29 protein-coding genes, 1 pseudogene and 1 other annotated feature are annotated in these 23,760 nt (G+C 36.1%); of the genes and pseudogenes, 20 read left to right on the plus strand and 10 right to left on the minus strand.

Going from position 1 to position 23,760, the window contains the following annotated elements:
* Nucleotides 1–191 precede the first annotated feature (191 nt).
* The 5 genes from KPL75_RS20985 (at nucleotide 192) to KPL75_RS21005 (ending at nucleotide 3,254) form a co-directional block, all read left to right on the plus strand.
* Nucleotides 192–1,361, plus strand: a complete 1,170-nt coding sequence (locus KPL75_RS20985; protein ID WP_219917611.1) for an amidohydrolase — start codon at nucleotides 192–194, stop codon at nucleotides 1,359–1,361.
* A gap of 233 nt (nucleotides 1,362–1,594) precedes the next feature.
* Complete coding sequence (locus tag KPL75_RS20990) at nucleotides 1,595–1,759, plus strand: hypothetical protein (RefSeq protein ID WP_002158699.1); 165 nt, start codon at nucleotides 1,595–1,597, stop codon at nucleotides 1,757–1,759.
* Nucleotides 1,752–2,198 (plus strand): flavodoxin, encoded by a 447-nt coding sequence (locus KPL75_RS20995; RefSeq protein WP_193655045.1) that lies wholly within the window; start codon nucleotides 1,752–1,754, stop codon nucleotides 2,196–2,198. The genes KPL75_RS20990 and KPL75_RS20995 overlap by 8 nt, the downstream gene beginning before the upstream one ends.
* A 24-nt stretch (nucleotides 2,199–2,222) precedes the next feature.
* Nucleotides 2,223–2,996: a hypothetical protein gene (locus tag KPL75_RS21000; protein WP_219917612.1), complete on the plus strand. Its 774-nt coding sequence runs from the start codon at nucleotides 2,223–2,225 to the stop codon at nucleotides 2,994–2,996.
* 96 nt (nucleotides 2,997–3,092) lie between these two features.
* On the plus strand, nucleotides 3,093–3,254 hold the full coding sequence (locus KPL75_RS21005) for a hypothetical protein (protein ID WP_000651093.1): 162 nt from the start codon (nucleotides 3,093–3,095) through the stop codon (nucleotides 3,252–3,254).
* A gap of 2 nt (nucleotides 3,255–3,256) precedes the next feature.
* Here the strand turns inward: KPL75_RS21005 and KPL75_RS21010 are convergent, their stop codons facing one another.
* Entirely contained in the window at nucleotides 3,257–4,159 is a 903-nt protein-coding gene (locus KPL75_RS21010; RefSeq protein WP_219917613.1) for an aminoglycoside phosphotransferase family protein, read from the minus strand.
* A 99-nt stretch (nucleotides 4,160–4,258) separates the two neighbouring features.
* Here KPL75_RS21010 and KPL75_RS21015 point away from each other — a divergent pair, with 99 nt between their 5' ends.
* The gene (locus KPL75_RS21015) at nucleotides 4,259–4,768 is read left to right on the plus strand and encodes a biotin transporter BioY (RefSeq protein ID WP_219917614.1); all 510 of its coding nucleotides are present in this window, start codon (nucleotides 4,259–4,261) and stop codon (nucleotides 4,766–4,768) included.
* Between the two features lie 26 nt (nucleotides 4,769–4,794).
* Here the strand turns inward: KPL75_RS21015 and KPL75_RS21020 are convergent, their stop codons facing one another.
* The 3 genes from KPL75_RS21020 to KPL75_RS21030 form a co-directional block, all read right to left on the minus strand.
* A complete protein-coding gene (locus KPL75_RS21020) occupies nucleotides 4,795–4,944 on the minus strand; it encodes a hypothetical protein (protein WP_219917615.1) in 150 nt (49 codons plus the stop codon).
* An 18-nt stretch (nucleotides 4,945–4,962) separates the two neighbouring features.
* Nucleotides 4,963–5,136: a 2-isopropylmalate synthase gene (locus tag KPL75_RS21025; protein ID WP_219917616.1), complete on the minus strand. Its 174-nt coding sequence runs from the start codon at nucleotides 5,134–5,136 to the stop codon at nucleotides 4,963–4,965.
* Between the two features lie 76 nt (nucleotides 5,137–5,212).
* Complete coding sequence (locus KPL75_RS21030; protein ID WP_219917617.1) at nucleotides 5,213–6,571, minus strand: MATE family efflux transporter; 1,359 nt, start codon at nucleotides 6,569–6,571, stop codon at nucleotides 5,213–5,215.
* 182 nt (nucleotides 6,572–6,753) lie between these two features.
* Here KPL75_RS21030 and uppP point away from each other — a divergent pair, with 182 nt between their 5' ends.
* Nucleotides 6,754–7,545, plus strand: coding sequence for an undecaprenyl-diphosphate phosphatase (gene uppP, locus KPL75_RS21035; RefSeq protein ID WP_215581072.1), 792 nt, complete (start codon nucleotides 6,754–6,756; stop codon nucleotides 7,543–7,545).
* Nucleotides 7,546–7,575: 30 nt separating this feature from the next.
* Here uppP and KPL75_RS21040 read toward each other — a convergent pair whose 3' ends face one another.
* Nucleotides 7,576–8,163, minus strand: a complete 588-nt coding sequence (locus KPL75_RS21040; protein WP_219917618.1) for a thioredoxin family protein — start codon at nucleotides 8,161–8,163, stop codon at nucleotides 7,576–7,578.
* Nucleotides 8,164–8,196: 33 nt separating this feature from the next.
* The gene (locus KPL75_RS21045; protein ID WP_219917619.1) at nucleotides 8,197–8,628 is read right to left on the minus strand and encodes a YrvL family regulatory protein; all 432 of its coding nucleotides are present in this window, start codon (nucleotides 8,626–8,628) and stop codon (nucleotides 8,197–8,199) included.
* 162 nt (nucleotides 8,629–8,790) lie between these two features.
* On the opposite strand from KPL75_RS21045, the gene KPL75_RS21050 reads away from it, so the two are divergent.
* Both KPL75_RS21050 and KPL75_RS21055 read left to right on the plus strand, forming a co-directional pair.
* The gene (locus KPL75_RS21050) at nucleotides 8,791–9,210 is read left to right on the plus strand and encodes a MarR family winged helix-turn-helix transcriptional regulator (RefSeq protein WP_000081440.1); all 420 of its coding nucleotides are present in this window, start codon (nucleotides 8,791–8,793) and stop codon (nucleotides 9,208–9,210) included.
* A 153-nt stretch (nucleotides 9,211–9,363) separates the two neighbouring features.
* Nucleotides 9,364–9,519: a hypothetical protein gene (locus KPL75_RS21055; RefSeq protein WP_002149538.1), complete on the plus strand. Its 156-nt coding sequence runs from the start codon at nucleotides 9,364–9,366 to the stop codon at nucleotides 9,517–9,519.
* 21 nt (nucleotides 9,520–9,540) lie between these two features.
* Here the strand turns inward: KPL75_RS21055 and KPL75_RS21060 are convergent.
* Nucleotides 9,541–9,797, minus strand: a pseudogene (locus KPL75_RS21060) (dicarboxylate/amino acid:cation symporter); the annotation flags it as partial.
* Between the two features lie 887 nt (nucleotides 9,798–10,684).
* On the opposite strand from KPL75_RS21060, the gene KPL75_RS21065 reads away from it, so the two are divergent.
* Nucleotides 10,685–12,028 carry a TrkH family potassium uptake protein gene (locus KPL75_RS21065; protein WP_219917620.1) on the plus strand — a complete coding sequence of 448 codons (1,344 nt, stop codon included), beginning with the start codon at nucleotides 10,685–10,687 and terminating at the stop codon, nucleotides 12,026–12,028.
* A gap of 34 nt (nucleotides 12,029–12,062) precedes the next feature.
* On the opposite strand, the gene KPL75_RS21070 is transcribed toward KPL75_RS21065, so the two are convergent.
* Nucleotides 12,063–12,431 carry an imidazole glycerol phosphate synthase gene (locus KPL75_RS21070; protein WP_219917621.1) on the minus strand — a complete coding sequence of 123 codons (369 nt, stop codon included), beginning with the start codon at nucleotides 12,429–12,431 and terminating at the stop codon, nucleotides 12,063–12,065.
* Nucleotides 12,432–12,608: 177 nt separating this feature from the next.
* Here KPL75_RS21070 and ytfJ point away from each other — a divergent pair, with 177 nt between their 5' ends.
* Nucleotides 12,609–13,076 (plus strand): GerW family sporulation protein, encoded by a 468-nt coding sequence (gene ytfJ / locus KPL75_RS21075; protein WP_002096773.1) that lies wholly within the window; start codon nucleotides 12,609–12,611, stop codon nucleotides 13,074–13,076.
* A gap of 108 nt (nucleotides 13,077–13,184) precedes the next feature.
* Nucleotides 13,185–13,274: a hypothetical protein gene (locus tag KPL75_RS21080; protein WP_000608227.1), complete on the plus strand. Its 90-nt coding sequence runs from the start codon at nucleotides 13,185–13,187 to the stop codon at nucleotides 13,272–13,274.
* 423 nt (nucleotides 13,275–13,697) lie between these two features.
* On the opposite strand, the gene KPL75_RS21085 is transcribed toward KPL75_RS21080, so the two are convergent.
* Complete coding sequence (locus KPL75_RS21085; RefSeq protein WP_002158681.1) at nucleotides 13,698–13,937, minus strand: YkuS family protein; 240 nt, start codon at nucleotides 13,935–13,937, stop codon at nucleotides 13,698–13,700.
* Nucleotides 13,938–14,023: 86 nt separating this feature from the next.
* Complete coding sequence (locus KPL75_RS21090) at nucleotides 14,024–14,263, minus strand: DUF3911 family protein (RefSeq protein ID WP_002149526.1); 240 nt, start codon at nucleotides 14,261–14,263, stop codon at nucleotides 14,024–14,026.
* Between the two features lie 415 nt (nucleotides 14,264–14,678).
* Here KPL75_RS21090 and ilvE point away from each other — a divergent pair, with 415 nt between their 5' ends.
* From ilvE to leuD, 8 genes are all read left to right on the plus strand, one after another.
* Nucleotides 14,679–15,575, plus strand: coding sequence for a branched-chain-amino-acid transaminase (gene ilvE, locus KPL75_RS21100; RefSeq protein WP_219917622.1), 897 nt, complete (start codon nucleotides 14,679–14,681; stop codon nucleotides 15,573–15,575).
* Nucleotides 15,576–15,591: 16 nt separating this feature from the next.
* Nucleotides 15,592–15,818 (plus strand) — a binding site (T-box leader).
* A 73-nt stretch (nucleotides 15,819–15,891) separates the two neighbouring features.
* The gene (gene ilvB, locus KPL75_RS21105) at nucleotides 15,892–17,592 is read left to right on the plus strand and encodes an acetolactate synthase large subunit (RefSeq protein WP_219917623.1); all 1,701 of its coding nucleotides are present in this window, start codon (nucleotides 15,892–15,894) and stop codon (nucleotides 17,590–17,592) included.
* Nucleotides 17,589–18,098 carry an acetolactate synthase small subunit gene (gene ilvN, locus KPL75_RS21110; RefSeq protein WP_000822948.1) on the plus strand — a complete coding sequence of 170 codons (510 nt, stop codon included), beginning with the start codon at nucleotides 17,589–17,591 and terminating at the stop codon, nucleotides 18,096–18,098. Before ilvB ends, ilvN begins: the two co-directional genes overlap by 4 nt.
* A 27-nt stretch (nucleotides 18,099–18,125) precedes the next feature.
* Nucleotides 18,126–19,136, plus strand: a complete 1,011-nt coding sequence (gene ilvC, locus KPL75_RS21115; RefSeq protein ID WP_002158678.1) for a ketol-acid reductoisomerase — start codon at nucleotides 18,126–18,128, stop codon at nucleotides 19,134–19,136.
* 1 nt (nucleotide 19,137) lies between these two features.
* On the plus strand, nucleotides 19,138–20,658 hold the full coding sequence (gene leuA / locus KPL75_RS21120) for a 2-isopropylmalate synthase (RefSeq protein ID WP_219917624.1): 1,521 nt from the start codon (nucleotides 19,138–19,140) through the stop codon (nucleotides 20,656–20,658).
* 78 nt (nucleotides 20,659–20,736) lie between these two features.
* Nucleotides 20,737–21,801, plus strand: a complete 1,065-nt coding sequence (gene leuB, locus KPL75_RS21125; protein ID WP_219917625.1) for a 3-isopropylmalate dehydrogenase — start codon at nucleotides 20,737–20,739, stop codon at nucleotides 21,799–21,801.
* Nucleotides 21,801–23,195 carry a 3-isopropylmalate dehydratase large subunit gene (leuC, locus tag KPL75_RS21130; protein WP_219917626.1) on the plus strand — a complete coding sequence of 465 codons (1,395 nt, stop codon included), beginning with the start codon at nucleotides 21,801–21,803 and terminating at the stop codon, nucleotides 23,193–23,195. The genes leuB and leuC overlap by 1 nt, the downstream gene beginning before the upstream one ends.
* The gene (gene leuD / locus KPL75_RS21135; RefSeq protein WP_219917627.1) at nucleotides 23,173–23,754 is read left to right on the plus strand and encodes a 3-isopropylmalate dehydratase small subunit; all 582 of its coding nucleotides are present in this window, start codon (nucleotides 23,173–23,175) and stop codon (nucleotides 23,752–23,754) included. Before leuC ends, leuD begins: the two co-directional genes overlap by 23 nt.
* The last annotated feature ends 6 nt before the right edge of the window (nucleotides 23,755–23,760 follow it).

The raw sequence follows: 23,760 nt of genomic DNA on the forward strand, positions 1-23,760 counted from the left end.
CTAACTTAGCAATTATATTACATTCAGCATGAATTTGTAATGGGTTTGACATGTAAATAGAAAGTGGATTGTGTGAATACATAAAAGTGGACTATAAGAATACGTGAAAATATAATATTTGTTTTTTTATTAATCGGTAGAGACTGAGCAAACTTTAAATTACTAGATCTTTTTAAAAGGAGGAAATTATCATGAATAGAGTGTGGAAGAGTCTTATTTCAGAAGAAAATATTATGAAATGGAGACGGCATTTTCATAAGTATCCGGAATTATCGTTTCATGAAAAAGAAACTTCGCAATTTATATATGATACATTATGCTCATTTTCTTCTTTTGAAGTAACGAGACCAACGAAGTACAGTGTACTAGCAATTAAAAGAGGAACGGAACAAGGGAAAGTAGTTGCGATTCGAGCGGATATAGATGCTTTACCAATTCAAGAGGAGACAAGGAAATCTTATGCTTCTGTGAATAAAGGGATGATGCATGCATGCGGGCATGATGCTCATGCAGCTATTTTGTTAAGTACAGCAGAAGCGCTATCAAATATGAAGGAAGATTTTGCAGGCGAAATCCGTCTGTTCTTTCAACACGCAGAGGAAGTGTATCCCGGTGGCGGACAAGAAATGGTGGAGGCCGGTGTTATGGACGGCGTCGATTATGTAATAGGTTTGCATGTTATGTCTGGATTAGAAAGTGGGAAGGTAGGAATTGTATATGGCTCTATGATGGCAGCACCAGACGTATTTACAATTGAAATTTTAGGAGAGGGTGGTCATGCGGCACGACCAGAAGAAACGATAGATCCTATTGCTATCGGAGCACAAATTATTACAAATTTACAACATATCATATCAAGAAATACAAGTGCTTTTATGCACAGAGTAGTGTCAGTTACACAATTTCATGGGGGGATGACCGATAATATCATTCCAAACAAAGCATCTTTAATGGGAACTGTTCGATCTTTTAATCAAACATTAAGAGAGGAAGCAAAAGAGAAAATTGAGCAAATTGTGAAAGGAATTACAGAAGCGCATGGAGGGGATTATACATATACGTATCGTTACGGATATGATCCAGTTATTAATAATGAGTACATTACGAAAATAGTAGAAAAAAGTGCGATAAAATTGTTCGGAAATCAGCGTATTGTGCATCTTGAACCTTCTATGGGAGGAGAAGATTTTTCAGCGTATTTAAGAAAAGCACCTGGTTGTTTTATTAAATTAGGAACAGGGAATCAAAATATTGATACTTGTTATCCACATCATCATCCGAAATTTGATGTAGATGAATCAGCTTTAATTTATGGAGTAGAATTATTTTTAGAAACAACGATAAGGTTACTAAAATCATAGAAAAGTATAAAAAAAGGCAACTGCGCTCTATCGCAGTTGCTTCTATTTCTTCCGTCAGAGAGGGCTGAGAAAGAACTATGCTCATTTATAGTATATGAATAGCTAACGGACAAGCTTGTACATTTTAACTATTTTTTTTAAAATAGTTATTGACTTTGATAATCAATTTCAATTAATCTAATGATATAATTGAAATTGATTATTATTATCAGTGAAACAGATGAGGAACTTTAATGAGAAAAACATTTCACCTTTTACGAAGGGGATTAAAAAATAAAGATGTTGATAAGCATATTGAATGGCAACGAAATATAATTCGTTCTGAATATGTAGATGAGAAGAGTACACTTCCAACAGAAAAAGAGATACAAGGTAAAAGGAGAGGTTCAGTTGAGTAAGTTAGTAATGATTTTTGCAAGTATGAGTGGAAATACGGAGGAAATGGCTGATCATATTGCGGGTGCAATTCGTGAAACAGAAAATGAAATTGAAGTCATTGATATTATGGATTCACCAGAAGCTTCTATATTAGAGCAATATGACGGTATTATTTTAGGTGCTTATACTTGGGGAGATGGTGATCTTCCGGATGATTTTTTAGATTTTTATGACGCAATGGATTCTATTGATTTAACTGGGAAAAAAGCGGCAGTATTCGGGTCATGTGATTCAGGTTATCCAAAATACGGGGTAGCGGTTGATATTTTAATAGAAAAGCTGCAGGAGCGCGGGGCAGCAGTTGTGTTAGAAGGATTGAAAGTAGAATTAACGCCAGAAGATGAAGATGTAGAAAAATGTTTACAGTTTGGAGCTGAATTTGTAAAACACCTTTCTTAATGGCAGAAGGGAGATGAAGAGCAATTGCATGAAAAAATCGCAATCAAAACGATGACAGATTACCATTTGTATGATTTTATGCGTTGTCCACACAAATTTTATTTCCGTCATATAAAAAGAAGAGAACCATCTTCATTTGAATGGCAACAAATAACACAAATGATTGTAAATCAAATTATTAATGAATATTACACGGTACCTGCCAGGCAACAAACAAAAATTTTTCTTTTAATACTTTTAGAAAAGTATTGGAAACAAGTAAGGGTTAATATGTTTGCTTCAAAGGCGGAGTATTATATTGTTTTAGCGAAGCTAACAGATCACTTATTACAGTTTGTTGAAAGAGATGAGAGTCAAGCTCCGCCGTTATTTTTATATGAGAAGTTTCAAACATATATGGAAGAGTTAGGTGTTCATATTTCATTGACGTTTGAAGTTGGTGAGTGGAGTACAGAATCATTTACAATTAAAAAGTATGTTATTGATGCAAATGAAGAAATGCTAGCTCTTTGTCAGAAGTTAATGACTGTGTTTAGTTATAAGGCTTTCGGCATTCTTCCAGGAAAAATCGAAGTGATTAATTTAATAGAAGGAACTAAGTATGAGTACATTCCAAAACAGGAAGATATTATAACTGGAATGGATGATTTATTTAGAATGAAAGAAATGCTGCAACAACCAGAGCACTACACAGAGCGTAATTTTCGTTCTGAGTGTATGAGCTGTGCTTTTCGTAGTGAATGCCAAGTGGAAGAGGCAAAAGAGAAAACGCTGCAGAAGAAAAATATCGTACATTAAAGGATGCAACTTTGCATCTTTTTTGTTATTGACATGAAAAGCTTTTCATCATTTACGGTATATTTGTAGAAAATTTTATAAGGGGAGGAATAATCAATGAAAGATGAAACGAAAGTATTTCAATGGTTAAAAGAACAGAATGCTCCTTTTGGAATTCAACTGCAAATTTTACAGGCGTTTCAATTGTATAAAGTTATTGTTGAAATGGATAAAAAGTTAATGATGTATGAGGAGAGAGAGTATAGGGAGAGAATGTAATCTCATCCCTGTAATATCACTTTCAGTTGTTCTTTATTCTTAATTAATTCGATTCTGTTGTTTGTTTCGATGTTATAAACAAGGTTATGTAGTAAAGGACTGTATTGATAAAAGCTAGTGATACGTTGAATAAGTAATGGATCATTGTGAGAAATAAGGGAACAGTATTGTTCATATACAGATGTAGTAAATTCATGTCCGAAATCATAATATAGCCCGGCAAAATCAAAAGCGGGATCGCCAATTTGAGCATCACCAAAATCGATGATTCCTGAGATGGTTTTATTTTGGTTATTAAATAAAATGTGATGATGTGTAAAGTCAGCGTGAATAATTGTATTTTGAAAAGTGGATGTAGCTATGTATTCAAAGAAATTTTCGAATAGACGATTTAAGGCTGATTTCTGGAGTGAAGTAAGACTGTTAGTAAAATACTGATTTAATTTTGTTTGTAGCTCTTTCCAGTATGTAAGTGTTTTTTCGATAGGGAACCCTAACGTTGTAACTTGTTTTAAAGGGATACTATGAAGTGCTGTAAGGAAAGTAGCTAATTGTGTAATGATTGCTTGCAATTCTTTTTTCTCTAGCCTGGTAACTATTTCTTTTTTAAACGGTTCACCATGAATGAGAGTATAGTAACTACAAAGTGGAAAAGTATCAGCATCATTTGTATATAATAGGTGATACTTTGGAACCTCGATTTCTTGTAGCGAATGAGAGAGAATTGTGCACAGTTCCTTTTCTAACGGAATTCGCTTTGCATACTCAAGTTTTCGCGGGAAACGAAATAGTAGCTCGTCATTTATAATAACCGCTATATTATCCCATCCTTCTTCATTTTGTTTATATGAATGTATAGAAAGATTAGGCAGAGCTTGTTTTATATATTGTTTATAGGAGCACATAATCGTTCCTCGTTTCTAAGTTAAAGGTAGGATATTCCACTTTATAATATCAGAATTTTCTTTCTTTGTGTTAATATATAACTATCATTATGAATAGGGATGGGATGTATTGTGAAGAAAAGAATAGTAATCATTTCTATATGTATCGCTTTTGGTTTGTTTTGGTCATATAAAGAGACTGTTTTTGCTAGCTTTAAACCGATAGATCAGTACGAGTTAAATCAAGAATTAAAGAACAAGAATATAGAAAATTTAACTCATAAAGAAATGAAAATGATAGGAGAACACTTTGTGACAGCGCAACTATCAGTGTTTGAGTTTGATAATAAAGAAGATGTGAAGATAAAAAGCGAAGAGCTATTTGTAAATAAAGGGTATGAACAATTAATGAAAAATTATTATCCAAATCGTTTTCGAAATTTAGAGTATAAATTTACAAACGAGGAGATACGTCAAGTGACGGATGAGAGTTTTCGCTATCATGCTGTAGTGTACGTTGCTGGTACTGAAAATGGTAAGAGAAGTGAAATGAAATTAAATTATGACATGAAAATTATAAAGGTTAATAATATATTTAGGGTGTTAGATCAAAAACAGTATGTACAATGAAAAATCCCTCAAGGAGAAGAGGGACTTTAAAGATTTTCATTTTGTTGACCAAGTTCTTTTTGAGCAATATATAGATTTCCTTGCTCGACTTGTTTAAGTTTATTAACAGAATCTCCTGCATATCCTTTTTGTGTTTTCACAGTTCTTTTTGAACGATTGGATTCTTGTTTCTTCATATAATATGTCACCTTTCCTTAAAAATAGACGAAAATGATGAGTACGAGTAATATGGTTGCGAAAATGGTAATGCCCATTAAAAAAGAAGTGTTTTTATATTTAGGTGGCTTATGTACATCTTGCCGATATCCAGGTGAAATTTCAGGGGCGAATTCTTCATCGAATGATTGCTTCTTTTGTTTTTCGTCCATATGTATCCACCTTTCTTTTTCATTATGTTACACGTTACAAGAAAAAATATGCATGAAGAAAACAGCCGTTATATCATTAGCGGCTGTTTTGCGTTGTATATTTTCTTTGTACTTGAAAGAGACGGATAAGCAGGAAGATTGCTCCAAATGCTAGACCGATAATAAGACCGATCCAATAACCTTTCGCTGCCCAGTCAGTATAAGTTGCTAATATGTAGCCAAGAGGTAGACCTATTATCCAATAAGCTATTAATGTCATAATTAAGGCAACATTTACGTCTTTATAACCACGAAGTGCTCCTTGTACTGGAGTTGCAATCGCATCTGAAATTTGAAATAAAATCGCGAATATAAGAAATTCTTTCGCTAAATGATGTACATTTGCATTTGTCGTATAAATAGAAGCAATTTCATCATCAAAGAAATAAAGAAGGATTGAATATAAAAGAGCGAAAGCAAGAGCTAATCCAATTCCGATAAATCCATATTGTTTCGCATTATTGTATCGTTTTGCTCCAACTTCAAATCCAACTGCTATCGTCATTGCCATTGCTAAACTTAAAGGAGTCATATATAACAAGGAAGCAAAGTTCATAGCTGCTTGATGTGCTGCTATTGTTGTCGTACTAAAATTACTCATCATAAGTGTTACCGCAGCGAAAATACTCGTCTCAAAAAAGATAGCAAATCCGATAGGGACGCCAAGTTTCAGGAATTCCTTCCAACTTGCAAGAGAAGGACGGTATAACTGTTTAAAGATATGGAAAGAAGCGAAAGGCTCTTTCGTACGAATAATAATGACGGTAATAATTAAAATACACCAATATGTTGCTGCAGAAGCGATTGCCGCACCAACACCACCGAGTTTTGGAAAGCCAAAGTGACCAAAAATTAATAAGTAATTTAATACTACGTTAATTGGTAATGATAGTAATGTAATAATCATCGTTGTTCGAGTTTTTCCTAGTGCATCAATAAATCCACGTAAGACGGTGTAAGTAAATAAAGGGATAATTCCAATCGCGATAATACTTAAAAATTGTGCCGCAATACGTTCCACTGGTTCTTCTAAGCGCATGCCATTTAAAATAGGTGTAACAGCGAAGAATCCGATAAGGATAACGATAAAACTAGCACAAATTGCCAAATATACTGCTTGTATGACAATGCGGGGAACGTCCTCCTTTTTCTTTGATCCAACGAGCTGTGCAACAATAGGAGTAGTAGCCATTAAAATTCCTGTTAAGCCGGTACTAACGGGAAGCCATATACTTGTTCCGATAGCAACACCCGCTAAATCAATAGGACTCGCATGTCCTGACATTGTCGTATCAAAAAAGCTCATCGCAAATAATGACATTTGCGTTACAAAAATCGGGAAAAAGAGTAATAAAAATTGCTTTAACTTTTGTGAGAATGAAGTAGTTTCTTTCATAAAATCCCCTTTCAACGTAAAAAACAAACTCTTATTATCATACAATTTAATCAAAAAATAGAAAAGAAATAAGCGTATACAACAAATGAAATCAATAAAAAAAGGATGCACTTTGAAAAGGGATAAGGTATTATGATAAGGTGTGAAAAAATTACATATTCGTTATTAAGGAGGCACTACTTGTGGCTGATTGGTTAATTGGATTAATCATGGGTGCTGTTGAAGGTTTAACAGAGTTTTTACCAGTTTCATCAACAGGACATATGATTTTAACAGGTCATTTACTTGGATTCGACGATGAGAGAGCGAAAGTTTTCGAAGTTGTTATTCAGTTGGGATCGATTTTAGCAGTTGTTGTGATATTTTGGAAACGTTTATGGTCATTAGTTGGAATAGGGAAAGTAACTGATGGACCATCTTTAAATTTATTACATATTATTATCGGGATGATTCCTGCCGGCATACTCGGCGTACTATTCCATAGCGCAATTAAAGAAGTTTTATTCGGTCCAGGACCGGTTGTTATTAGCTTAGTAGCGGGTGGTATTTTAATGATTGTTGCTGAGAAGTTTTCAAAACCAAGTACAGCAAGAACATTAGATGAAATCACATATAAGCAAGCATTTACAATCGGAATGTTCCAATGTTTAGCACTTTGGCCAGGATTTTCTCGTTCTGGATCAACAATAAGTGGTGGTTTATTAGCACGTGTTTCGCATACAGCGGCAGCGGAATATACATTTATTTTAGCGGTGCCAATGATGGTAGCTGCAAGTGCCTTAGATTTAATTAAAAGCTGGGATATATTAAGCGCAGCTGATATACCGTTATTTGCAACTGGATTTATTACAGCATTCGTTGTTGCGATGCTTGCAATTGTTTCATTCTTAAAATTATTAGGTCGTGTAAAACTAACACCGTTCGCTTACTATCGTTTCATTTTAGCTGCGGTATTCTATTTCTTCATTATGTAATAAAAAAACCTGCCGAAATCGGCAGGTTTTTTATTTTACTACTTTCTCAATCATGCTTTCCATTACATGTTCCCAAAGAGAAGTATCATCAGCTAATGTAGCACGGAAATTAGCATACATTTCTTTTTGTTTTTCTTCGAATGTTGGATCTTCTTTTTCAGGTAATGTAGCACGCATTGAAGTTACTAATTCTTGTACTTTTGGAGCGCGTGGTCCAAAGACGGCTTGTTCATTTCCGTCTTTATCAATGAAAATAAAGATTGGAATCGCACGTGCTGTTCCATTTGTTAAATATTGATCCATTAATTCTAAGTTTTCATCACGAATTAATAATTTCATATCAATATTTGCAACTTCAGAAATTCGCTTCATAACAGGTACGCATAAAAGAGCGTCACCGCACCAGTCAGCTGTTAATACGATAACACGCCAGCCGTCATTTTGACGTTCTTCTAGTATAGGAAGTAATTCATTTGGAATTAAAAAGTTATTATAAATGTGTAGTAACTCGTATTGGTTTACTTTCATTTCATTCACATATGTATCAAAGGACATACCTTTATCAGCCCATTGTTGTAAGTTCATAATTAACACCTCTTTAGTATGATTTGCTTTCATTGTACCAATTTTTATATAGAAAAGCTTGTAATCTTACTCTTTCTTGTCACTTAATAATTTATTTAATAGGAAAAGGAATAGCACAACACATAATTCAGCTATGTTGGACATTTGTACGCTCTTTATCCAATCATCGGCAGTATGAATGACGAACCAATCTAACGTAATTTCAATGATTGAGAAAATAGCAATCGAGAGCCAATTTGGCATGTTTGTCGTCATTGGAGATAGCGACGCCTTGAAGAAACTGAAGATAAAGAATGTAATACCGTCCAAGAAAGTGATTAATAAAAAAAAGAGAAGTAAAGCAGTACGGGAACTATATTCAATACCTGTAATGTGAAAGATTCCTACATATACAAAAAATATAAATGTAAAAAAGAGGATGAGAGAAAAAACAATAATACTAATGATAATGGCCTTATCTTTTAGACTGAAATTAGAGAACTTGTCTTCCTCGCCCACTATACAACCTCCTTTTTTTGGAAAATATATTTCATTGTATCATGAAATATATTTTAAAAAACTACGAATTATGGGAAAATAAGGTGACAAAAAGTAAGATTTCATGTAGAATTATTAATAAGGTTTTTATTTAACTAAATTAAATAAAAGGGGCTGTCAAATTTGTCTCAAAATCGAGAACAATTAATGGAAGAACTATCGACAAATGTTTTTGCTATGTTTCGCACGTTGCGTAATGATATTGGAAAAATATTTGGTGGTTACATACCGTGGAATGAGTTCATTGTCCTTAGAATATTGAATCGCACGAATAAAGAAATGGTATCACGTGTAGCTAATGAGTTAAATGTATCGAATAGCCATATTACAGCTGTCACAGAAAAGCTAATTAATAAAGGCTTTGTAACTCGTTCACGTTCTACATCAGATCGCCGAGTTGTATATTTAGAGATTACAGAACAAGGGAAAGATTTAGTTGCGAAAATGGAAGGTGAGAAAAAGAAATATTTACAAGAAAGATTCTCCGCACTTTCAGAAGACGAAATGAATGTAATGATATCTATTTCTAAAAAACTTATTTAAGTAGTTATAAACAAGAAAGCGCTTACTTAACACAGAAGAAGACCTTCCTTATATACGGAAGGTCTTCTTCTGTGTGTAATAGATGATAAAAAATAAAATGTGTATGAAAAAAGATGGAGCGCCATACTACTAATAAAGGAAGGAGGGAGAAATATGACGAATCGTAATGGTAGTCAAGGAAGTGGAAATCAAGGTTCACCAAAATCAGGGCAATTCCAGCAGGAGTTTAGTGCTGAATTTGAAACAGGTAATGATAACAAAGGAAAAGAATATCGTTCGAAAAAAGGAAGCAAGTCAAAAAAGGAGTGAATCATTTCACTCCTTTTTAATTTAGGATGCCGCAGATTGATCCGTATTATATTTTTCTTCTGTTTTGAAACAATCATTGCGCAAATTGCATCGCCGGAAATATTTACAGCTGTTCTAGACATATCTAGAATGCGGTCAATACCGATAATTAAAGCAATACCTTCTACTGATAGATTTACTTGATTTAAAACCATCGTAAGCATTACAAGTCCAACAGCTGGTACACCAGCAGTACCGATACTAGCTAGTACAGCAGTTAATACGACCATAGCTAATTGCTGAAATAAGCGAAGAGAGTTAAATTATGTATTTGGAAAAAAAATAGACCATCACATGATGGCCTAGGGAAGGGGACAATTTATGTCAATTTAATTAGGGATGGAAGCTATTCAAAGACACTGGGGAATGTCTTATAAATTAGGGAGGAATAGCTCCGATACGTATACTATAAAAGGTGGATGTGACCTAGATGTGAACATGGAGTGAAAGAGAGAGGGAGTTTCAAATAAAAGATAGAAAGAACAAAAAAATAAGACCATCACATATAGGATGGTCAAGGGAAGGGGACAATTTATGTCAATTTAATTAGGGATGGAAGCTATTCAAAGACACTGGGGAATGTCTTATAAATTAGGGAGGAATAGCTCCGATACGTATACTATAAAAGGTGGATGTGACCTAGATGTGAACATGGAGTGAAAGAGAGAGGGAGTTTCAAATAAAAGATAGAAAGAACAAAAAATAAGACCATCACATATAGGATGGTCAAGGAAGGGGACAATTTATGTCAATTTAATTAGGGATGGAAAGCTGCTTTAAGACACTGGGGAATGTCTTATAAATTAGGGAGGAACAGCTCCGATACGTATACTATAAAAGGTAGATGTGACCCTCGTGTGAACTTGGAGTGAAAGATATAGGAATTTGAAAAGGGATAAAATAGTTGTTGTTGTAAGAGTTATAGTATAAGTGGAGATATAATAGAGAATATTCTTTTGTAAAACAATAGGAATCTGAATATAAATAAAAGTTGAAATCTATGAAAAAAAGGATTATGCTCAACTATATTATAAGAATATAAGGTTTATCCCGCTACTTGTAGGCTCTTAAAGAGCCTTTATTTATGAGGGGATAAAAGCTTCACTTGATAAAGGGAGTTAGTGATATGGAAGTAGCAAAAAAACAAGGGTTGTATAATCGCCTTGTACGATTAAATCCACCACAAATTTTAGCATTAGGCTTTTTTTGTTTAATTGTGGTCGGAGGATTGTTATTAAAGTTACCGTTTGCAACGAAAGTACATATTAGTTGGGTAGATGCTTTCTTTACAGCTACGTCGGCAGCGACTGTAACCGGTTTAGGTGTTGTAGATACTGCAAGTACGTTTACGATGTTTGGTGAAATTGTTATTATGTTTTTAATTCAAACGGGTGGTCTCGGCCTTATGACGATTGCCATTTTAATTGTTTGGGTATTAGGTAAAAAAATCGGTTTACGCCACCGATTATTAATTGGAGAAGCATTTAATCAAACAAATATTGGTGGTCTTGTGAAATTAGTGAAACGAGTTTTTATTTTTTCTATTTGTATCGAGCTAATTGGAGTTATCTTTTTATCGATGCGCTTTATTCCAGAGTTTGGTTTTGGAAAAGGTTTATACTATAGTATTTTTCACGTTATTGCCTCATATAATAATGCCGGTTTTGCGCTTTGGCCAGATAATTTAACAAGATATGTAGGAGATCCTATCATTAATATTGGGATTTGTTCTTTAATTGTAATAGGGGGGTTAGGGTTTACTGTATTAATTGATATATGGTATAGCCGTAGTTTCCGAAAATTATCGCTTCACTCCAAAATCATGATTGTTGGAACGGTAGCACTTAATATTATTGCGATGATTGTGATTTTTGTATTGGAATATAATAATGTGAAGACTTTGGGAAACTTATCTTTAAATGAAAAGTTATGGGCTTCGTTCTTCCAAGGAATTACACCTCGTACAGCCGGTTTTAATACGGTAGATTATGGGGGGATGGAAGAGTCATCGATACTATTTACGATGGTATTAATGTTTATTGGTGCGGGAAGTGTATCGACAGGCGGTGGAATTAAGTTAACGACATTCGTTATTTTAATTACATCAGTTCTTTCTTTCTTTAGAAAGAAAGAGGATTTTGTTTTATTTCAGCGTACGATTAAAATGTCGACAGTAACGAGAGCGTTAGCAATTGTCGTTGCTAGTCAAATACTTATTTTTACAGCGGTATTTGTATTAATGCTTACAGAAGACTTCAGTTTTATTCAGTTATTATTTGAGACAATTTCAGCGTTTGGCACAGTAGGATTAACAATGGGGATTACTGCGAAGCTATCGGCGTTTGGGAAATGTATTATTATGTTTGTTATGTTTTGTGGATTAATCGGACCGTTAACACTTGTGTTCTCTTTGGCACGACCAGCGAAACAAAAAATTAAATATCCATCAGAAGATGTATTTACAGGATAAGGTATCCCGCATAAAGCGGGATACCTTGTTCTTTTTAAAAAAGAGAGAACAATAAACCAATAAGCGCCACTCGGAATAAAATCGCAATGAGTGCAGCGATACCACCCACAATCGCAGCGATACCACCAGTTACAGTAGCTCCACGATTATAAGCGTAAATACCGAGTAAAACAGACACAAGACCAAATAGTGTTGGGAATGTGAATAATGATAATATTGCTAAAGCAAGAGCAATAAAACCAGCAGTTGATCCCGCTGCGGACGATCTTACATCATCTTTATCGTCTTTATCATCATAATCAATGCGCTGTGGTGCAACTTCAGCTGCGTATTCTTCTTTATAGTCACTATAATCACTATCTATTCGATCTCTTTTTTTATATTCATCAAATTTCTCAGTCAAAGTAAGGACTCCTTTCATAACAAGGTTCAATAGTAGTATGTTTCTTTTTACTGTTTTTATCCCGTATTAACGTGCAGTAAGACTCCCGCCTCAAAATTCGGCTAGAGCGAAGAAGTTAGGTGGGAGTAATATCCAATTGGAAAATGAAAATGTTTTTTTAAAATAGGAAAACTAAGTATGACTTCCTCTATTTTGGAAAGTATAAAAAAGAATAATGAGGAAAGGGTGCAATACATAATGGAACATCCAATTGAAAATTTAATGAAAACAGCAATGACCAATTTAAAAGAGATGGTAGATGTAAATACGATTGTTGGAAGTCCAGTTTCAACAGCTGATGGAAATGTAGTATTAACAGTATCTCAAGTGGCTTTTGGTTTTGGTGCCGGCGGAAGTGACTTTAAAGGTGATTTTATTTCTGAAAAACATAATAACGGACAAGGGCAGCATAAAGAGAACAAGCAAAGTCATCCATTCGGAGGCGGAAGCGGGGCTGGGGTTTCTATTAGCCCAGTTGCTTTTTTAGTAGTTGGCTCTAACGGTGTGCAAGTATTACACCTCAATAGTAGTACACATTTAATTGAAAAGGCTTTAAATACTGTACCAAGCACTGTAGATAAATTTGTAAATGGTCGCCAAAAGTGAACTTGCATTTTTTAGGAATTATGATATATTAGAAAAAGTGCGCTTTAGGATGATCGGAATAATTGAACTGTAAATATATATGATGTGTGGAATAAGGGAGAGGAATTTATGATTAATATCAAAAACTTAGTAGTTGGCTTATTTATGTTAGTAAGCGGTTTTGTTGTATATGTAATAAAAGAAAAAGCTCCATTCTAAAACAGACAAACCGTTAATGTCTGTTTTAAATTTGCAAAAAATGTTGACAAGTTGTTGTATTGGTGTTAAAATTTTAATTCGTGTCTCGGTTACAGCTAGTGTAAAGTAAATAAATCTTATGAATATAATACGAAAAGTTTGCGAAAGATCGGGTAGTCTTACCAACAACTTTTGTGAACAAACCCTATAAATTGTATATGTAAGCTTTATATGTATACTAGTGAATCAAGGAGCGGTCAGTGGAACCGTAATGATGAGAGAGAGGTAGGGCTTTCATCCAGTATATGTTACTTTCCCGTTAGGTGAATATAAAAAAGAGGGCTCCTTTTGAAAAGGAGCCCTCTTTCTATAGATAAATTGAAACTATAATCAGTGAGACCATTCCCGTTAAATGTTAGCTCACAAATAATGTGATAAAAATGATTAAGTGCGGTTTTCAACTTGTTGACAAATTTCATCTGTTGTTAAACCATGTGCTTTAATTACAGATCCTTTTATCGATGCATCTGCAATACCCATCATATTAGAATCTTGCCCGGTTACAACGCAACAATCGCATCCATGTGCATCATTTTCAGAGTTAAGTGAAACGACTTCATGTCCTTGTTGCTGAAGAGCTTGTTGAACATCTGTTAAAGAGTTCTCAACGCCAATTCTAGCCATAATTCTCACCTCCTACCATCTAGTTGTTAGTATGCTCAAGTCCAAAGCATATATTTATGAAAAGATGGTAGGAAGAGAATATTTATTTAGTCGTTATATACACCAGTAAGCATTTGACTAACGAATTGATCATTTAATGTATCTTGTGCTGAACTGTTATTAGATTGAATATCGATTGAAGCTGTATAGTTGTTATGTTTCCTGTTATTTGGTTCTACTTCAACGTAATTATCGAATTTACAAAACCCTTTCGTATCCATTAGATCAAATAGTTGTAGCATTTCTACTACCTCTTGTCTCGTTCCTTTAATTTGTACACACGCCATTGTTATTTCCTCCTTCAATTTGACAAATTGTTTTTTAAAAATAGGATTATGATTACTAAATGAAAAATATGAATGTTATTTTTAGACAGCGTTATTTTTGTTATTTTCCCCCTTTTTCACCAAAAGTCGTTGTATATTCCCGAATTTATAAATCGGACGTCCGTTTATTGAATACAATAGATTCGTATCGATTGGCGAAAACCCTTCTTTTAAACAAATATTTTTTTTAGTAGAATTTGGCGAAAAAAATTTTTTGACTTTTTGTAAACGTTAACAATGTTATTAAATCAATATAATCAAAGATGTATGTACGATTAAAAATTAAAAATTTTCTAAAAATTCACTTGATTTATTTGAAAAGGAGAGTAAACTAGGAAACAATAAAAAACTCATAGAACATAGGGGGCGCTTTCAAGTGAACGAGCAGTGGATTTTCTTAAATGGAGAATTTGTTCCAAAAGACGAAGCAAAGGTTTCAGTATATGATCATGGCTATTTATATGGCGATGGAGTGTTCGAAGGAATTAGGGTATATAGCGGTAATGTTTTCCGTTTGAGAGAGCATCTTGTCCGGTTATATGAATCAGCGAAATCCATCATGTTAGAAATTCCATATACGTTAGAAGAAGCAACGAAAATCGTTGTTGAAACGATTCGACAAAACAAACTATCTAATGGATATATCCGCCTCGTTGTATCAAGAGGACCTGGGAATTTGGGATTAGATCCCGATTCTTGTATGAAACCCAATGTAGTAGTAATTGCAGAGCAATTATCTTTATTCCCACAAGAATATTATGAAAAAGGGATTCCGATTATAACAGTTGCAACGCGTCGCAATCGCCCAGATGTTTTGTCGCCTCAAGTAAAATCTTTAAATTACTTAAATAATATTTTAGTTCGCATTGAGGCGAAACTAGCTGGAGTACAAGAAGCACTTATGTTAAATGACCAAGGATACGTAGCTGAAGGCTCTGGAGATAACGTATTTATTGTGAAGGGAAATAAATTGATTACACCACCAAGTTCTGCTGGAGCGTTAGAAGGTATTACACGAAACGCGATTTTAGAAATCGGCGAAAAACTTGGATATGACGTAAGAGAAGAATTATTTACAAGGCACGATGTATATGTAGCTGATGAAGTATTTTTAACAGGAACAGCTGCTGAAGTAATTGCTGTTACGACAGTAGATGGAAGAACGATTGGTTTAGGTAGAACAGGGCCACATACGAATCGTTTATTAGAAGAATTCCGTAAATTAGTTGTAGAAGATGGAGAGAAAATTTACGAAGAAAATAAAGTTGGATAATAGCTCTTTATGACATGATAAAGCGTTGATAGGGAGGAGTAGTTGACTGTGAAGCCTCACAGAGAGTCGGTGGTTGCTGGAAACCGATGGTTCACGTCGACGAACATCACCCTTGAGTGCTAAGCTGAAGCGTTTGTTTAGGCTTAGACGGTAGCCCCGTTATTAGCTAGACTCATCCCGAGTCACTGAGGCAAGAGTAATCTTGCGAAGAAGGGTGGTACCGCGAAATCTTTCGTCCCTTCAGCACATAGCTGGAGTGTGGACGTAGGATTTTTTTATTTTATAAATGGTTTAAAAAAGGGGGCTTATAAGAAAAATGTCTTCAAAAACGGAAGAGAAACTGGCAACTGGTGCACAGCTATTGTTAGAAGCGCTAGAAAAGGAAGAAGTAGAAGTGATTTTCGGGTATCCAGGTGGTGCGGTTTTACCTCTATATGATGCGCTTTATGATTGTGAAATTCCGCATATTTTAACGAGGCATGAGCAAGGTGCAATTCATGCTGCTGAAGGATATGCAAGAATTACAGGGAATCCAGGAGTGGTAATTGCAACAAGTGGACCGGGTGCTACAAATGTTATTACTGGTCTAGCTGACGCGATGATTGATTCATTACCGCTTGTTGTATTTACAGGGCAGGTAGCAACAACGTTAATTGGAAGTGATGCTTTCCAAGAAGCAGATATCATGGGGCTTACGATGCCGGTGACAAAACATAATTATCAAGTGCGAAAAGCATCGGATTTACCCCGAATTATTAAAGAAGCATTTCATATCGCTAGAACAGGAAGACCGGGCCCAGTCGTAATTGACCTTCCGAAAGATATGGTAGTGGAGCAAGGCGAGAGATGTAGCGACGTACAAATGGATTTACCAGGATACCAGCCTAATTATGAACCGAATCTACTACAAATAAACAAATTATTACAAGCGGTTGAGGTCTCAAAAAAGCCATTAATTTTAGCTGGAGCAGGTGTATTGCATGCGAAAGCATCGAAAGAATTAACAAGCTTTGCTCGCAAATATCATATTCCAGTTGTTCATACATTACTTGGTCTTGGCGGGTTTCCGCCAGATGATGAACTATTTCTAGGGATGGGAGGAATGCACGGTTCATACACCGCAAATATGGCATTATATGAATGTGACTTACTTATTAATATAGGTGCAAGATTTGATGATCGTCTTACTGGAAATTTAGCTTATTTTGCTAAAGAAGCGATTGTCGCACATATAGATATTGATCCAGCGGAAATTGGGAAAAATGTGCCGACTGAAATCCCTATTGTTGCGAGTGCGAAGCAAGCATTAGAAGCTATACTCACTTTTAAAGAAGGGGAAGTAGATCACAATGATTGGCTTTCGTTATTGAATAGTAGAAAAGAAAAATACCCTCTTTCTTACAAAGAACATGCAGAGCGTATTAAACCTCAATATGCAATTGATATGCTATACGAAATTACGAAAGGAGAAGCGATTGTAACAACAGATGTTGGGCAACATCAAATGTGGGCAGCTCAATATTATCCATTGAAAAACCCAGATAGATGGGTAACTTCTGGGGGATTGGGAACAATGGGCTTCGGGTTTCCAGCAGCAATAGGTGCACAAATCGCAAAGCCTGAAGAACTAGTTATTGCAATTGTCGGTGATGCTGGATTTCAAATGACCTTGCAAGAACTTAGTGTGTTAAAAGAGCATTCTTTACCGGTTAAAGTTTTTATTTTAAATAATGAAGCTTTAGGGATGGTAAGACAATGGCAAGAGGAATTTTATAATAGGCGATATTCGCACTCCTTACTTTCATGCCAACCAGATTTTGTCGCACTTGCCAATGCATATGGCATAAAAGGTGTTCGTATTGAAGACCCACTTCTTGCAAAGCAACAATTACAGTATGCAATTGAATTAAAAGAGCCAGTCGTAATTGATTGCCGCGTACTTCAATCTGAAAAGGTTATGCCGATGGTTGCACCAGGGAAAGGGGTTCACCAAATGGAGGGGGTGGAAAAAAGGTGAAGAGAATTGTAACAGCGACAGTTCGAAATCAAAGCGGTGTGTTAAATCGAATTACAGGTGTTATGACACGTAGACATTTTAATATTGAAAGTATTTCAGTAGGTCATACGGAATCATCGGATATTTCGAGAATGACGATTGTTGTACACGTTGAAAATGAACAGCAAGTTGAGCAGTTAATTAAACAACTTCATAAGCAAATCGATGTACTGAAAGTATCAGATATTACAGAAGAAGCGATGATCGCTAGAGAACTTGCACTTATTAAAGTAGCAACGTCTGTAGCAAGAGCAGAATTATATAGTTTAATTGAACCGTTCCGAGCCGCTGTAATAGATGTTGGGAAGGATTCCATAGTGGTGCAAGTAACAGGTACTCAGGAGAAAGTAGAAGCGTTAATTGAATTACTTCGTCCATACGGTTTGAAAGAAATTGCTAGAACAGGTGTAACAGCATTTACACGTAGTATGAAAAAACAAGATAAACAAGTTATGTTAATTCAATAATTATTTAAAAAATAGGGGGAAATGAAAATGGCAAAAGTTTATTATGAAAAAGACGTAACGGTAAATGTATTAAAGGAAAAGAAAGTAGCAATCATCGGATATGGATCGCAAGGCCATGCACATGCACAAAACTTACGTGATAACGGATTTGATGTAGTAGTTGGACTGAGGAAAGGGAAGTCATGGGATAAAGCGAAAGAAGATGGATTTTCCGTATATACAGTAGCGGAAGCAGCAGAAAAAGCGGATGTAGTAATGATTCTACTACCTGATGAACTGCAGCCGGAAGTATATGAAGCTGAAATTGCACCAAACTTACAGGCAGGTAATTCTCTTGTGTTCGCACATGGCTTTAATGTTCACTTTGATCAAGTAAAACCGCCAGCTAATGTAGATGTATTTCTAGTAGCGCCGAAAGGTCCAGGACATCTAGTACGTCGTACATTTGCGGAAGGAGGAGCTGTTCCTGCATTATTTGCAGTATATCAAGATGCAACAGGAGTTGCGACTGAAAAGGCACTTTCATATGCAGATGGAATTGGGGCGACGAGAGCAGGTGTATTAGAAACAACGTTTAAAGAAGAAACAGAAACAGATTTATTCGGAGAGCAAGCTGTACTTTGCGGCGGAGTGACTGCACTTGTAAAAGCGGGATTTGAAACGCTAGTTGATGCTGGCTATCAACCTGAACTTGCATATTTTGAATGTTTACATGAACTGAAACTAATTGTTGACCTTATGTATGAAGGTGGACTTGAAAATATGAGATACTCAGTTTCAGATACAGCGCAGTGGGGTGACTTCGTATCAGGACCACGCGTTGTTACTGAAGATACAAAGAAAGCGATGGGGGAAGTATTAGCAGAAATTCAAGACGGTACATTTGCAAGAGGCTGGATTGCAGAGCATAAAGCAGGAAGACCAAATTTCCAGGCGACAAATGAGAAAGAAAATGAACATGAAATCGAAGTAGTTGGACGTAAATTACGTGAAATGATGCCTTTTGTACAGCCCCGAGTAAAGGTAGGGATTAAATAATATGAAGCAGATTTTGTTCATGGATACGACGCTTCGTGATGGCGAACAATCACCAGGAGTTAATTTAAATGAACAAGAGAAATTACAAATTGCGAGGCAACTAGAGAGACTTGGTATTAATGTAATGGAAGCTGGATTCGCAGCGGCTTCTGAAGGTGATTTTCAATCGGTAAAACGTATCGCAAATACCATTCAAAATGCTACGGTTATGAGTTTAGCTAGAGCAAAGGAAAGCGATATTCGAAGAGCATATGACGCAGTGAAAGGTGCTGTATCTCCTCGTTTACACGTATTTTTAGCTACGAGTGACATTCATATGAAATATAAGCTTTGTATGTCGAAAGAAGATGTATTAGATAGCATTCAGCGCTCGGTTACACTCGGAAAATCATTATTTCCAACAGTACAATTTTCAGCAGAAGATGCGACAAGAACATCGAGAGCATTTTTAGCTGAAGCAGTAGAAGTAGCGATTCGTGCAGGAGCGAATGTAATCAATATTCCTGATACAGTTGGATATACGAATCCGGAAGAATATTATTCTCTTTTTAAATACTTAAAAGAATCCGTTCCTTCGTATGAAAAAGCAATTTTCTCTTGTCATTGTCACGATGATCTGGGGATGGCAGTAGCGAATTCGTTAGCTGCAGTTGAAGGCGGAGCGTTACAAGTAGAAGGAACGATTAATGGAATTGGAGAAAGAGCAGGAAATGCAGCCTTAGAAGAAGTCGCAGTTGCTCTCCATATTAGAAAAGATTTCTATGAAGCAGAGTCCTCTATGACGTTAAAAGAGATTAAAGCGACAAGTACATTAGTAAGTCGTTTAACAGGTATGGTTGTACCGAAAAATAAAGCGATTGTTGGAGCAAATGCGTTCGCTCATGAATCAGGTATTCATCAAGATGGTGTTTTAAAAGAAGTGACGACATATGAAATTATTGAACCGGCGCTTATAGGTGAATCTCAAAATCTATTTGTACTTGGAAAACATTCTGGACGTCACGCATTTACGGAAAAAATGAAAGAATTAGGCTACGAATTTACAAACGAAGAACGAGATGCGGTGTTTGCAGCATTTAAAAAATTAGCTGATCGAAAAAAGGAAATTACAGAAGAAGATTTACGTGCGCTTATGCTTGGTGAAGCAGCATTTTCGGCACAACAATATAGCATTACGCAATTGCAAGTACACTTCGTATCAAATAGTACACAGTGTGCAACGGTTGTACTAAAAGATGAGGAAGGGAATATGTACGAAGATGCAGCAACTGGTTCTGGAAGTATTGAAGCGATCTATAATGCAATTCAAAGAATTTTAGGATTAGAATGTGACTTAGCGGATTATCGCATACAATCTATAACGCAAGGTCAAGATGCACTTGCACATGTTCATGTTGAATTAAAAGAAGGAACTCATCAAGTATCAGGTTTTGGTGTTGCGCAAGACGTATTAGAAGCATCGGCGAGAGCGTATGTTCATGCGGCCGGAAAATTAAAATCTTTTATTACTCTTGTGAAGTAACTGTTTGATAAGTGAGGGGATCGTCCCTTACTTATCAAAATATATTTCTGAAATTTCAGATAAAAAGGAGTGTTTTATTTGGAAAAACGTATCGTTTGTTTAGCGGGTGATGGTGTTGGTCCGGAAGTTATGGAAAGCGCGAAGGAAGTATTGCATATGGTAGAGAGGCTATATGGACATCATTTTTATTTGCAAGATGAGTACTTTGGCGGAGCTGCTATCGATTTAACTGGGCAACCATTACCACAGCGAACACTTGCCGCTTGTTTAGCGAGTGATGCGGTTTTACTTGGAGCGGTTGGTGGACCACGGTGGGATGATGCGAAAGAAAGGCCAGAGAAAGGATTATTAGCTTTAAGAAAAGGACTTGGTGTATTTGCGAACGTTCGCCCTGTAACAGTAGAAAGCGCAACTGCACATTTATCGCCATTAAAAAACGTAGATGAAATTGACTTCGTTGTCGTTCGTGAACTAACAGGCGGTATTTATTTCTCTTATCCAAAAGAAAGAACGGAAGAATCGGCAACTGATACACTTACGTACCATCGTCATGAAATTGAACGTATCGTGTCGTATGCTTTTCAATTAGCGAGTAAGAGAGAGAAACAAGTAACCTCTATTGATAAAGCGAATGTTTTAGAATCTAGTAAATTGTGGAGAGCTGTTACGGAAGAAGTAGCTCTTCGTTATCCTGATGTTGAATTAGAGCACATTTTAGTAGATGCAGCTGCTATGGAGTTAATTCGGAATCCAGAACGTTTTGATGTAATTGTAACCGAAAATTTATTCGGTGACATTTTAAGTGACGAGGCTTCTGTATTAGCAGGGTCATTAGGAATGCTTCCATCAGCGAGCCATGCGGAAAACGGGCCGTCTTTATATGAGCCTATTCACGGATCAGCACCAGATATTGCAGGGAAAAATAAAGCGAATCCAATTGCGATGATGCGTTCAGTTGCGATGATGCTCAGACAATCATTTGGATTAACGAGAGAAGGGTATGCAATTGAATCCGCAATTTCTGCAGTTCTTAAATCTGGAAAAGGTACAGCTGATATTGGGGGAGATGCGACGACAACTTCATTTACAAAAGCGGTTATTCAAGAAATGGAAGAGCAAGCGCTAGTAGGGAGAGGACGATAATGGGTAAAAGATTACTAGATAAGCTTTGGGAAAGACATGTAGTTGCAACGAATGAAAATGGATTGGATTTATTATATATCGATCTTCATCTCGTTCATGAAGTAACGTCACCGCAAGCCTTTGAAGGCTTGCGGCTTGCAAATCGAACTGTACGGAGACCGGAATTAACGTTTGCAACGATGGATCATAATATTCCAACGATAGATGTTTGGAATATTACCGATCGTATTGCGAAGCAGCAATTGGATACACTTCGTGAGAACTGTAAACAATTTCAGGTGTCATTAGCTGATATTGGTGATGAAGAGCAAGGAATCGTTCACGTTATAGGACCAGAACTTGGACTCACACAACCAGGGAAAACGATTGTTTGTGGTGATAGTCATACAGCAACCCACGGTGCTTTCGGTGCTTTAGCGTTTGGTATTGGTACGAGTGAAGTAGAACATGTATTAGCAACTCAAACGTTGTGGCAACGAAAACCGAAAGCGATGGGGATTGAATTAAAAGGAAAGTTACCGAAAGGCGTTTATGCAAAGGATATTATTTTGCATCTTCTCTCAAAGTACGGTGTAGCGGTTGGAACGGGGCATGTAATGGAATTCTACGGAGAGACGATTCGTGATATGGGTATGGAAGAGAGAATGACACTTTGCAATATGGCAATTGAAGGGGGAGCGAAAGCTGGCATCATTGCACCAGATGAGAAAACATTTTCTTATGTAAAAGGGCGTGAATATGCACCGAAAGACTATGAAACGTTTACGGGAAAATGGTCGGAGCTTTATACAGATTCAGATGCAATTTATGATTTACATATTTCGGTAAATGTTACGGATTTAGCACCGTATGTCACTTGGGGAACAAATCCTAGTATGGGTGTTCGAATTGATGAAAAATTACCAGAAAAACATGATGAAAATGATGAAAGAGCATATTCGTATATGGGATTGAGTCCTGGACAAAGTACTTTTGAAATTCCAGTTCAGCATGTCTTCATTGGGTCTTGTACAAATTCTCGATTATCTGATTTAGAAATTGCAGCATCTGTTGTAAAAGGGAAAAAAGTGAAAGACGGTGTGCGAGCCCTTGTTGTGCCAGGTTCTAAAAGGATAAGAGAAGCAGCGATGCAAAAAGGATTGCATCGTATATTTGAAGAAGCGGGGTTTGAATGGAGAGAGCCTGGATGTTCGATGTGTCTCGGAATGAATCCGGATCAAGTGCCTGAAGGAGAACATTGTGCATCTACTTCAAATCGTAATTTTGAAGGAAGACAAGGAAAAGGGGCAAGAACACACTTAGTAAGCCCAGCTATGGCAGCAGCGGCTGCGCTATATGGTCATTTTGTTGATATTAGAGAGGAGAGTTATGATGGAGCCATTTCGTATTCATAAAGGTACTGCCGTAGTACTTATGAATGATAACATTGATACAGATCAAATTATTCCGAAGCAATATTTAAAGAGAATTGAAAGGACGGGATTTGGAAAATATTTATTTGATGAGTGGCGATATGATAATGATCGTCATGAAAGTCCTAATTTTCCGCTTAATGCACCAGAAAGAAAAGGTGCGAGTATATTAATTACCGGAGATAATTTTGGGTGTGGTTCTTCAAGAGAACATGCTCCTTGGGCGCTTGCTGACTATGGTTTCCGCGTCATTATCGCTGGTGGATTTGCAGATATTTTTTATATGAATTGTATGAAAAATGGTATGTTACCGATTGTAATGGATAAAGAGATGCGTGAACAACTTGCCAAAACGTATGCGAGAGGTCAAATAGAAGTTGATTTAGAGAATGAAGTAATTACAACGAATACGCACAGGTTCCATTTTACAATCGAGAAAATGTGGAAAGAGAAATTATTAAATGGTTTAGATGAAATTAGTGTTACGATGCAATACGAACGAGAAATTGGAAAGTATGAAAGAGAGATAGCCTTATATTAAGAAAAA

The organism is Bacillus sp. NP247 (assembly GCF_018966865.1).
Lineage (GTDB): Bacteria > Bacillota > Bacilli > Bacillales > Bacillaceae_G > Bacillus_A.